Genomic DNA, 12,202 nt, shown 5'->3' with positions numbered 1-12,202 from the left:
CGTAACCGTTCGGGTTGGCGAGCTGCCAGCGCCAGCTGTCGGCGCACATGGCGGCGAGATCCCGGCTGGCGTGCCAGCCCAGTTCGCGCTGTGCCTTGGCGGGATCGGCCCAGCATTCGGCGATGTCGCCCGAGCGCCTGGGCTCGATGCGATAAGGCAGTGGCTTGCCGCAGGCGGCTGAGAACGCGGCCACCATCTGCAGCACGCTCTGGCCCTGGCCCGTGCCCAGGTTGTAGGGGTGGACGCCGCCCTTGCCGGCGCAGTGGTGCAACGCCTTGACGTGCCCCTCGGCGAGATCCATCACATGGATGTAGTCGCGTACCCCGGTGCCGTCCGGAGTGTTGTAATCGTTTCCAAAGACCGAGAGGCAGTCGCGACGGCCGATGGCCACCTGGGTGATATAGGGCATCAGATTGTTGGGGATGCCCTGGGGATCTTCCCCCAGGGTGCCGGACTCGTGGGCGCCGACCGGGTTGAAGTAGCGCAGCAGGGTCATGCTCCAGTGGGGCTCGGCGGCCTGCAGATCCTCGAGGATCTCCTCGATGATCAGCTTGGAGCGGCCGTAGGGATTGGTGGCGCTGCGGGGGAAATCTTCCCGGATGGGGGTGCTGGCCGGATCGCCGTAGACGGTGGCCGAGGAGCTGAACACCAGGTTGTGAACCCCGGCCCGCTTCATCGCCTGCAGCAGCACCAGGGTGCCGCTCAGGTTGTTTTCATAGTATTCGAGGGGGATCCGGGTCGATTCGCCGACCGCTTTCAGGGCGGCGAAGTGGATCACGGCGTCGATCTGCTGCTCGGCGAAGATGCTGTCCAGCAGTGCCGGGTCACGGATGTCCCCCTGATAGAAGCGGGGCCGCTGCCCGCTGATGGCGGCAACCCGTGTCAGCACGGCGGCCTTGCTGTTGCAGAGGTTGTCCACCACCACGGGTTCCATGCCTGCCGCCTGCAAGGCCAGACAGGTGTGGCTGCCGATATAGCCGCAACCGCCGGTCACCAGTACTCTCATCCTCTTCTCCACCGTTCGTGCCTCACGCAAGGAAAGCCTGAGCAGGAGTCTAGCCGAGGGGCTGGCGGGTAAACTGTGAACCGGTTAACAAATAGATGGAAACGTTTACATGTCCTTGCATGGCGATAAATGAATCGACATGGCTTTCCCCCCTGTTATCAGTGACATTGCTCGGTATAATGGCGCCATATCGAACCGTGAAATAAGTGAAAACAGCATGAGCACCATCAAGGATGTCGCCCGTTTGGCCAACGTATCGGTGGCAACGGTTTCACGGGTGATGAACAACTCACCCAAGGCCAGTGCCGCCTCCCGCGAGGTGGTGCAGAAGGCCATGGCCGAACTGGGCTACACCCCCAACGCCAACGCCCGGGCCCTGGTCAGCCAGACCTGCGACACCATGGGCGTGGTGGTCGGTGACGTGGCAGATCCCTTCTTCGGGGCTCTGGTCAAGGGGGTCGCCGGGGTGGCGGTGGAACAGGGGCTGCACCTGCTGATGGGAAATGGTTTTCACCGCGCCCAGCAGGAGCGGGAAGCCATCGATCTGCTGATCGGCAAGCGCTGCGAGGCGCTGGTGGTGCACAGCAAGGCGCTCAGCGACGAGGAGCTTATCGACTATGCCCTGCGGGCCCCTGGCATGGTGCTGATCAACCGCGACATTCCGGGTCTGAGGGGCCGCTGCATCGCCCTCAACAACCGGCAGGGGGCCGCCACCGCGACCCGCCATCTGCTGGAACTGGGGCATCGCCACATCGCCTTCCTCAGTTCGGATCATGCCATCGAGGATGCCATGCTGCGCCATCAGGGTTATCAGGATGCCCTGGCCGAGGCGGGCCTGAGCGCCGATCCCGAGCTGGTGGAGAGCGGCATGCCCAATGAAGAGGGCGGTGAGCGCGCCATGCTCAACCTGCTGGCCAAGGGGTTGCCCATCACGGCGGTGGTGGCCTACAACGATGCCATGGCGGCAGGCGCCATCTCGGTACTGGCAGACAATGGTCTCAAGGTGCCTGAAGAGGTCTCGGTGGTGGGCTTCGATGACATCATCTATGCCAGATACCTGAGGCCCAAGCTCTCCACCATGCGTTATCCCATCGAACTGATGGCCGCCCAGGCCGCCAAGCTGGCGTTGCAACTCGCCGCAGGGGAGAGCGAGACGATGCAGAGCCGGATCTACACCCCGACCCTTATCAACCGCCACTCGGTGGCGCCCGTCAGGCTCTGATCGTTGCGTCTCCTTGCCGCCGTCATGGCGGTGGCGTGACGGCGGTTGGGGCATGTCTACTGGCTCATGCTTCTGCTAAGCGCCCCAGTCTCTAATCAACCGCCACTCGGTCGTACCCATCGGGTGTGCCCTCTGCCTCTGTCATGGCGGTGGAGTGGGGACTGAGGCACCGATAGACGCCCACACCCCTGTTCAACTGCCGCTTGATGGCGCCCGCCTGTCTCTGCTCAACCATCTTCCGATGGCATTCCCCAGACTCTGAAGGCGATATTTCTTGCCGCCTTCTGACGGTGGATTGGAGGCAGTTGAGTGGCCGCCTCTGATGACTCGCCCTAAAAGTCGCCATTCGAAACTCAATATCTCTCTCTTTTTCCACGGTTCCCCCGTCCGGATCATCCTGTTTCAGCCTGACTATCCTACGGAGCGATCTTTTACCCTCATTTAGCTAATTTTTACTCTGTTTTACTTAACAAAACAGGTGTAATCGTTTACATCTGTGTGAGCGGGATCGCCGATCATCAGGCAAAACTCCCCTACACTGCATGCGTTATCGGCGTTCATGCAGGGAGAGAGAAGAATGCTCAGGGAGATAGTGGCCCGTCAGGACTGGCAGACCCAGGCGATTACCTCGGTGAATCGTCTGCCTGCCCATACCCCCTTGTTCAGCTGGCGCAGCGAGGCCGATGCCCGTGCCGGGCTCCCTTCGCCGTCCCGCATGCTGCTCGACGGCGACTGGCGTTTCTCCTTCTTCGGGGCCCCCGAGCTGGTGCCCGAGGAGTGGCTGAACGAGGATCTGCCCGACTCGACCCTCATCAGGGTACCTGGCAACTGGCAACTGCAGGGGTTTGATCGCCCCATCTATACCAACATCAAGTACCCCTTCCCCTGCGATCCGCCCCGGGTGCCGGCAGAGAATCCCACCGGTTGTTATTCCCGCGAGTTTGAACTGCCCGTCGACTGGCTGGCCAGCGGTCAGACCCGCATCATCTTCGACGGGGTGGACAGCGCCTTCCATCTGTTCTGCAACGGCCGCTGGGTCGGTTACTCCCAGGACAGCAGGCTGCCCGCCGAATTCGATCTCGGTGACTTCCTGCAGGCAGGCACCAACCGGCTGGCCGTGCTGGTGCTGCGCTGGTCCGATGGCTCCTATCTGGAGGATCAGGACATGTGGCGCATGAGCGGCATCTTCCGCTCCGTCAGCCTGTTGCACAAACCCGAGCGCCGGCTGCTGGACGTGCGGCTGACCCCGGTGCTGGACGCCTGCTACCGGGATGCCCGTCTCAAGGTGGCGCTGCAGGTCAATGAAGGCGCCGGGCTGGCGGTGGAGGCGAACCTCTATTTCGGTGAGCAGCCGGTTGCCCGCCTGCATCAGCCCCTCGGTACCGGCCCCATCGACGAGAAGGGTGCCTACACAGACAGAGCCGAGCTGTGGCTGGAGGTCGCGGCTCCCCACAAGTGGAGCGCCGAGACGCCGCATCTGTATCGACTGACCCTGACCCTGCTGGACGAGCAGGACGAGTCCATCGAGAGCGAGGCCCATGATGTGGGTTTTCGGGCGGTGGAGATCAAGGGCGGCTTGCTGAGGGTCAACGGCCAACCGCTGCTCATTCGCGGCGCCAATCGCCACGAACACGATCCCGCCTTGGGCCATGTGGTGACCCCGGCCGCCATGGAGCAGGATTTGCGGTTGATGAAGCAGCACAACTTCAACGCGGTGCGCTGCTCCCACTACCCTAATCATCCCGAGTTCTACCGACTGTGTGACCGGCTCGGCCTCTATGTGGTGGACGAGGCGAACCTGGAGACCCACGGCATGACCCCCATGGGGCGGCTGGCACAGGATCCCGCCTGGAGCAACGCCTTCCTCGAGCGGGTCACCCGCATGGTGGCGCGTGACTTCAATCACCCCAGCATCATCATCTGGTCGCTGGGCAACGAATCCGGCTATGGTCCGGCCCATGACGCCATGTACCAGTGGGTCAAACGGGCCGATCCGAGCCGCGCGGTCCAGTACGAAGGGGGTGGAGCCGATACCCCGGCCACCGACATCATCTGCCCCATGTATGCCCGCACCCATCAGGATCAGCCTTTCCCGGCGGTGCCCAAGTGGGCACTGGCCAAGTGGATAGGTCTGCCGGAAGAGACCCGGCCGCTGATCCTCTGCGAATATGCCCACGCCATGGGCAACAGCCTGGGGGGTTACGCCCACTACTGGCAGGCGTTTCGCGATCATCCCCGCCTGCAAGGCGGTTTTGTGTGGGATTGGGTGGATCAGGGGCTAGACAAGCAGACCGATGATGGCCGCCATTTCTGGGCCTATGGTGGTGATTTCGGCGATCTTCCCAACGATCGCCAGTTCTGCTGCAACGGCCTGCTGTTCCCCGATCGCACGCCGCATCCCGCCTTGTTCGAGGCCAAGCGGGCCCAGCAACCTTTCGTGCTGTCCTTGGTAGGCCAGAAGCCGCTGACGGTGGAGGTCCATAGCGAATACCTGTTCCGCCCCACGGACAACGAAGTACTGCGCTGGCAACTGCTGGAGGACGGAGTGGTGCTGAGCCAGGGCGAGTGCCCGCTCGCGCTCGCGCCTCAGGGATGGGCAACGCTGACCCTGCTGGAGCGGCTGCCCGGCTTTGCCGCGGGCGCCCTCGCCTGGCTGGATCTGGCCATAGTGCAGCCCACCGCCACGGCCTGGGCCGGGGCGGGTCACGAGGTGGCGCGCCAGCAATGCATGCTGCCGACTCCTCTGGCCATGCCCGTTACCCGGGCTCCCGCCCCCTTGAGCGAGCAGCCTGACCACTGGCTGGTGCGTGCTGCGGGCAGCGAGTGGCGGCTGGACAAGGCCAGCGGCCGTATCAGCAGTTGGCAGAAGCATGGCCGTGAACAGCTGCGTGACGTCATCGCCGATCACTTCTACCGGGCGCCGCTTGACAACGACATCGGCACCAGCGAGGCGGATCACGCGGATCCCAATGCCTGGATTGCCCGCTGGCAGGAGGCCGGGCTCAATGATCTGCAGCACCGCTGCCTCGGCCTGGAGGCGAGCCCGGCTCAGGGTCTCATCACGGTGTGTCATGGCTACTTCGTGGCCGACGAGCTGAAGATACTGACCCGCTGGCACCACAGCTTTGATGCCGATGGCGTCATGGCGCTGCACATCGAGGTGGAGATCGCTGCCGACATGCCGTCGCTGCCCCGCATCGGCGCCAGGCTCTGGCTGGCCGGCGAGGTCGACGAAGTGAGCTGGCTGGGGCGCGGTCCCCACGAGAACTACCCGGACAGGCTGCTTGCCGCCGACCTCCATCGCTGGCAGCTGCCGATTGCGGCCCTGCACACCCCCTATGTGTTCCCGACCGACAACGGATTGCGTTGCGATACCCGTCAGCTGCGGCTCGCAGAGGTGAGCATCGAGGGCAAGTTCCACTTCAGCGTCAGCCACTACAGCCAGCAACAGCTTGCCCTGGCCCGTCATCAGACCGATCTGGTAGCCCAGGGAGGAGTGCACCTCTGTCTGGATGGTTTCCACATGGGTGTAGGGGGAGATGACTCCTGGAGCCAGAGCGTGCGGCCTGAATTCTGGTTGTTGCCTGGAAGTTACAGCTGGAACTGCATTTTTCGCTAGATGGACTAGTCTTGGATGGTGAGGCCTCGAAGGAGGCCTTAACTTACATAACTATTTAATCTTTAACAATATTGCTTCTATGTAACAGAGTGTAAACGTTTTCATTTTGTTGCCATGATCACAGACCGTCACACAACAAACTGATTACATTAGGCTGGCGCCAGTTCAAACGGTGTACAGCATTCCCTACAAAAACAGATATTAGAGATCGGAGCATAACAATGAAAAAACTCACGACAGTTGCCACCTTGCTGATGGGACTGATGGCAGGAGCACAAGCCCAGGCCGATACCCGTATCGGTGTCACCGTCTACAAGTATGACGACAACTTCATGGCGGTAGTGCGCAAGGCCATCGAGAAGGAAGCGGTAGCCAATCCCGGTGTGGAGCTGCTGATGAATGACTCCCAGAATGACCAGTCCAAGCAGAACGACCAGATCGACGTGCTGCTCGCCAAGGGCGTGAAGGCGCTGGCCATCAACCTGGTTGACCCGGCTGCGGCCCCTGTCGTGATCGAGAAAGCCCGTGCCGACGAGATCCCCGTGGTGTTCTACAACAAGGAACCGAGCGCGGCCGATCTGGCCAGCTATGACAAGGCCTACTACGTGGGCACCGACTCCAAGGAGTCAGGGATCATCCAGGGCCAGCTGATCGCCAAGCACTGGAAGGCACACCCGGAGTGGGATCTGAACAAGGATGGCGTCATCCAGTTTGTGCTGCTCAAGGGCGAACCGGGCCACCCGGATGCGGAAGCCCGTACCACCTACGTCGTCAAGACTCTGAATGACGGCGGCGTCAAGACCGAACAGCTGCACATGGATACCGGTATGTGGGATACCGCCATGGCGAAAGACAAGATGGACGCCTGGATCTCCGGCCCCAACGCCAACAAGATCGAAGTGGTCATCGCCAACAACGACGGCATGGCAATGGGTGCTGTTGAATCCCTGAAAGCCCAGGGCAAGACTGCCATCCCGGTGTTCGGCGTCGATGCCCTGCCGGAAGCGCTGGCCATGGTCAAGAGCGGTGCCATGGCGGGTACAGTGCTGAACGATGCGGCCAACCAGGCCAAGGCGACCTTCGAGCTGACCAAGAATCTGGCGGAAGGCAAGCCGGCCGGTGAAGGCACCAACTGGAAGATCGACAACAAGGTCGTGCGTGTTGCCTATGTGGGCGTAGACAAAGACAACCTGTCCCAATTCGAGTAATTCCTCCCCTCAGGGCAAGGGAGATCCCCTTGCCCTTTTTTCAACCAGATGTGATGGCTGATATGACAACACGGCAACAATCAGAATGGCTGTTGGAGATGATTGACGTCAGTAAGAGCTTTCCTGGCGTCAAGGCACTCGATAATGTCAATTTACGGGTCCGTCCTCATTCTGTGCATGCGTTGATGGGCGAGAATGGCGCAGGGAAGTCCACGCTGCTCAAGTGCCTGTTCGGCATCTACGAGAAGGATCAGGGCAAGATCTTCTTCAAGGGCGAGGAGATCAACTTCACCTCTTCCAAAGAGGCGCTGGAAAATGGCGTATCCATGGTGCACCAGGAGCTGAACCTGGTATTGCAACGCACCGTGATGGACAACATGTGGCTCGGTCGCTACCCCACCAAGGGCTGGTTCATCGACCACGGCAAAATGTATGACGACACCAAGCGCATCTTCGACGAACTGGACATCGACATAGACCCAAGGGTCAAGGTCGGCACCCTCTCCGTCTCCCAGATGCAGATGATCGAGATCGCCAAGGCATTCTCCTATGACGCCAAGATCGTCATCATGGACGAACCCACCTCCTCCCTGACCGAGAAAGAGGTCAACCACCTCTTCAAGATCATCAACAAGTTGAAGGACAAGGGGTGCGGCATCGTCTACATCTCCCACAAGATGGAAGAGATCTTCCAGCTCTGTGACGAGATCACCATATTGCGGGATGGCCAGTGGGTGGCGACCCAGTCCCTCGAAGGACTCACGATGGACAAGATCATCGGCATGATGGTCGGTCGTGAGCTGACCCAGCGCTTCCCGGAGAAAACCAACCAGCCGAAAGAGGTGATTCTCGAAGTCGAGCGCCTGACGGCCAAGAATCAGCCTTCCATCAAGGACGTGAGCTTCAACCTGCACAAGGGGGAGATCCTCGGCATTGCCGGTCTGGTGGGGGCCAAGCGCACCGACATCGTCGAGACCCTGTTCGGTATCCGCGATCACAGCGACGGTGTCATCAAGCTGCACGGCAAGGAAGTCGCCAATCGCAACGCCCATGAGGCGATCCAGAACGGCTTCGCCCTGGTGACGGAGGAGCGTCGCTCCACCGGGATCTACTCCCGTCTCGACATCGCCTTCAACTCCCTGATCGCCAACATGGACAGCTACAAGGGATCCATGGGGCTGCTCAGCGACAACAAGATGAAGAGCGATACCCAGTGGGTCATCGATTCCATGCGCGTCAAGACACCGACCCAGCAGACACAGATTGGCTCCCTCTCCGGGGGCAACCAGCAGAAGGTGATCATAGGCCGCTGGCTGCTGACCCAGCCGGAGATCCTGATGCTGGATGAACCGACCCGGGGCATAGACGTCGGGGCCAAGTTCGAAATCTACCAGCTCATCCTGGAGCTGGCGAAGAAGGACAAGGGGATCATCATTATCTCGTCCGAAATGCCCGAACTGCTGGGGATCACCGACCGCATCATGGTGATGAGCAATGGCCGGGTCGCCGGGATCGTCAATACCAAAGAAACTGACCAGAGCGAGATACTGCGCCTGGCATCTCTGTACCTCTAGAGACAGGAAGACATTTATGGAGTCGGCTAAAAATTTCAATCTGATGCAGGCGCTCAAGGAAAACGCCATCTACCTGGTGCTGCTGGTGCTGCTCATGGTTATCGTGATCCAGGAGCCATCCTTCCTGAGTCTCACCAACCTCAGCAACATCCTGACTCAGTCCTCGGTGCGGGTCATCATCGCCCTCGGGGTGGCGGGGATCATCATCACCCAGGGGACGGACCTGTCGGCCGGTCGTCAGGTCGGTCTGGCGGCGCTGATCGCGGCCACCATGCTGCAGGCCCTGACCAACGTCAACAAGGTGTTCCCCAGTCTGGGTGAAGTACCCATTCCGGCGGTGATCCTGTTGGTCTGTGCTGTGGGTGCGCTGATCGGTCTGGTCAACGGCCTGATCGTGGCCTACCTGAACGTGACGCCCTTCATTACCACTCTGGGCACCATGATCATCGTCTACGGCATCAACTCCCTCTATTTTGATTCGGTGGGTGCCTCTCCGGTGGCTGGCTTCGACCCTCGCTTCTCCAGCTTCGCGCAGGGCTTTATCCGGATAGGAGGATTCAAGCTTTCGTACCTGACCTTCTATGCGGCCATCGCCAGCGTCTTCGTCTGGGTGCTGTGGAACAAGACCCGCTTTGGCAAGAACATCTTTGCCATCGGCGGCAACCCGGAAGCTGCCAAGGTCTCCGGCGTCAACGTGGCGGTCAATCTGGTGATCATCTACGCCCTGGCCGGTGTCTTCTACGCCTTCGGCGGCATGCTGGAAGCAGGCCGGATCGGCAGCGCCACCAACAACCTCGGTTTCATGTATGAACTCGATGCCATCGCGGCCTGCGTGGTGGGCGGTGTCTCCTTTGCCGGTGGTGTAGGGACTGTCGCCGGTGTCATCACCGGGGTACTCATCTTTACCCTGATCAACTATGGTTTGACCTATATCGGGGTCAGCCCCTACTGGCAGTTCATCATCAAGGGCGGCATCATCATTCTGGCGGTTGCCCTGGACTCAATGAAGTACGCCAAGAAGAAGTAAGCATTGGCAGAAAGGGCCGGTCATGTTCCGGCCCTTTCTATTTGGAGGGACCCACCCCATGCCATTCAAAGTCAAAATCAACGTTCTGCTGCTGCTCGCCATCCTGGTCACCATCGGCACCGCCTGGTTCAGCGTCAATCACTTCATCAGTGGCTACATCCGCACCCAGGCGACCCAGAACATCAACGAGCAGATCACCCTGGTCAAGGAGAAGCTGGCCGGTGACATCAACCAGAAGGTGCTGCTGGCGGCGAATCTCAACCTCGGGGTGACCAGCGTCAAGAAGGCGCTGCAGGAGACCGGTTTTCACAACATCGTCAAGCTGATCGGTGACATGGCGTTCGACGTGAACGGGGTCATCGACGACAAGGCCAGGGTCGAGGCTCTGCGCAAGCTGATCCCCGCCGCCAACAACCAGATCACCGTCAGCCCGCTGGAGCAACTGGACGGCAAGCCGGTGATCTCCATCCTGGTACCCCGTGGTGCCGATTCCGCCTATCTCTATTACCTCGACATGAGCGAGTTCAAGGCGCTGCTGGCGAAGGTGAGCGGGGAGGGGCGTTACTTCTCCCTGAGCGACAGTCAGGGCCAGGTACTCTACAGCAGCAAGCCCCAGGGAGAGACGGAGAGCCGTCCCAACCAGCTGGATATCCGCGGTAGCAGCTGGACCCTGACCGGCTATATCGATCTCGACTACATCCGGGCCATGACCCAGGCGCTCAACGGCAAGATCACCCTGGCCCTGCTTGGGGTGGCTGCCCTGGTGCTGGTGATCTCCATGGTGGCTCTCAACCTGGCCTATCGCCCCATCCTCTCCCTGCGCGATCTGGTGCAGGAGCTGTCCCGGGGCAGTGGTGATCTGACCCGCCGTCTGACGGTGACCAGCACGGACGACCTCGGCCAGATCTCGGCCGGCATAAACCGCTTCATCGAGCGGTTGCAGGAAATGATGGGAGAGGTGCGCCAGGCCAGCGGCCAGCTCAATGAGGGGATCTCGGGTCTGGCCAGGCAAACGGGGTCGGCCCAGGGGCTGCTGGCCGAGCATGTGCGGGAGACGGAACAGGTCGTCACCGCCATCAACGAGATGAGCCGCACCGCCGTCTCGGTGTCGGAGAGCGCCGCCAGTACGGCCCAGCTGACCGGTCAGAGCCAGCAGTTGGCGAGCCAATCACGTCGGGTGGTGGATCAGGCCATGGCCAGCGTCACCGCGCTGGTGACGGAGGTGGAAGCCACCGCCCACTCCATCACCGCCATGCAGCAGGATGTGCAGCAGATAGGCTCCATCCTGGGGGTCATCGGCGGCATCGCCGAGCAGACCAACCTGCTGGCGCTCAACGCCGCCATCGAGGCCGCCCGGGCCGGTGAGCAGGGGCGCGGGTTTGCCGTGGTCGCCGATGAGGTGCGATCCCTGGCGGGTCGTACCCAGAAGAGCACCGCCGAGATCCAGACCATGCTGACCCGGTTGCAGCGGGGAACCCAGACCGTGGTAGCGGCCATGGGGAACACCCGGCAGAGCTGTCAGGATGCGGCAGAGAACACCAGCAAGGTGAATGTGTCGCTGGATCTGATGGCGGGGGAAGTGGTGGAAATCAATGATCTCATCAGCCACATCGCCACCGCAGCGGAGCAGCAGAGCGCGGTTGCCGAAGAGATCAACCGCAACATGAGCGCCATCGCCGAGGTGATCACCCAGCTCAAGGGCAATGGCGAGAGGACGGTGGAGAGCTCGACCTCCATGCAGCACACCTATGACAGGCTGCGGGAGATAGTGGGGCACTTCCGGCTGGAGTAAGGTCGGCTGGACTGGTGATGGGCACCCTGGCTGCCGTGGTCAGGGTGGCAGCTCACCGGGAAAGCGTGAAAAATTCCCAAAAAAGATGGGGGCGACTTGCGTCGCCCCCGATAGTCTTATCGCTCATATCCTTGAACGAAGTTGCTCCCTGCAATCCCTGACTATACCTCTTCCTTTAGGTTTCCCCTTCCCAATCCTTTGGGGTGTCCTTTAGCCATCATGGCCTGACGAGTCATCCGTTCCCGTCGCACTTTCTCCGTCCTGGGAGGTGTCCTTTACCACATCCTGTGGTGAGTCCATTTGCCCAACCCTGGCAGCCAGTCTTCCTGACCGACTTCATTGCGTCCGTGCAGGAGTAACTATAAGGATTTCGTGGAGGACGACAACGGCATGCTGAAAAACGTTTTTTCGAAACTCGTTTCTCGAGAAATTATAATGATGGCATTGCTTTTAAAATCATGATGTTGTGATTTTTAAGTGCGGTTTTTTTGCTCTTCTTTTCCGACTATGGCGAGAATTTTTGAGGCGCTTCACTTACGCCATCTATGGCGAATGTCTCACAGCTCGTTTAACTGAGGTTCAGAAAAGTCACCAGGGGCAGAGTCGATCGCGGATAGGCGAGCCGGGGCCGACAGCATCCAAGGGCAGGGGTACCTGTGCCAGGTTGGGTTGAGGGGGGGGGGCACGGAGGGTTGCATGGGGTTGCTGGCCGGAAGCGGCTAACAGGAGCTGGCTATCGGGGGAGGGGTATACC

At 60.6% G+C, this 12,202-nt stretch carries 7 protein-coding genes; 6 read left to right on the top strand and 1 reads right to left on the bottom strand.

Annotation, left to right across the window (positions count from 1 at the left end; all coding sequences use genetic code 11):
* Window positions 1-1,006: UDP-glucose 4-epimerase GalE (gene galE / locus BN1127_RS03535; protein WP_042648516.1), on the bottom strand; the 1,006-nt coding region annotated here is incomplete at its 3' end.
* A 217-nt stretch (window positions 1,007-1,223) separates the two neighbouring features.
* Here galE and BN1127_RS03530 point away from each other — a divergent pair.
* The 6 genes from BN1127_RS03530 (at window position 1,224) to BN1127_RS03500 (ending at window position 11,448) form a co-directional block, all read left to right on the top strand.
* Entirely contained in the window at window positions 1,224-2,228 is a 1,005-nt protein-coding gene (locus BN1127_RS03530; protein ID WP_042648515.1) for a substrate-binding domain-containing protein, read from the top strand.
* Between the two features lie 577 nt (window positions 2,229-2,805).
* Window positions 2,806-5,847, top strand: coding sequence for a beta-galactosidase (locus BN1127_RS03520; RefSeq protein WP_042648513.1), 3,042 nt, complete (start codon window positions 2,806-2,808; stop codon window positions 5,845-5,847).
* 221 nt (window positions 5,848-6,068) lie between these two features.
* Complete coding sequence (gene mglB / locus BN1127_RS03515) at window positions 6,069-7,055, top strand: galactose/glucose ABC transporter substrate-binding protein MglB (protein WP_041206574.1); 987 nt, start codon at window positions 6,069-6,071, stop codon at window positions 7,053-7,055.
* 53 nt (window positions 7,056-7,108) lie between these two features.
* Window positions 7,109-8,629: a galactose/methyl galactoside ABC transporter ATP-binding protein MglA gene (mglA, locus tag BN1127_RS03510; RefSeq protein WP_042648512.1), complete on the top strand. Its 1,521-nt coding sequence runs from the start codon at window positions 7,109-7,111 to the stop codon at window positions 8,627-8,629.
* Window positions 8,630-8,645: 16 nt separating this feature from the next.
* Entirely contained in the window at window positions 8,646-9,656 is a 1,011-nt protein-coding gene (gene mglC / locus BN1127_RS03505) for a galactose/methyl galactoside ABC transporter permease MglC (protein ID WP_041206572.1), read from the top strand.
* A 58-nt stretch (window positions 9,657-9,714) separates the two neighbouring features.
* Window positions 9,715-11,448 carry a methyl-accepting chemotaxis protein gene (locus BN1127_RS03500; protein ID WP_042648511.1) on the top strand — a complete coding sequence of 578 codons (1,734 nt, stop codon included), beginning with the start codon at window positions 9,715-9,717 and terminating at the stop codon, window positions 11,446-11,448.
* Window positions 11,449-12,202 lie beyond the last annotated feature (754 nt).

The sequence above is a fragment of the Aeromonas media genome (assembly GCF_000819985.1).
GTDB classification, from domain to species: domain Bacteria; phylum Pseudomonadota; class Gammaproteobacteria; order Enterobacterales; family Aeromonadaceae; genus Aeromonas; species Aeromonas media.
The sequence above is the reverse complement of the archived record's forward strand: the minus strand, read 5'-3'. Positions and strand labels throughout refer to the sequence as shown.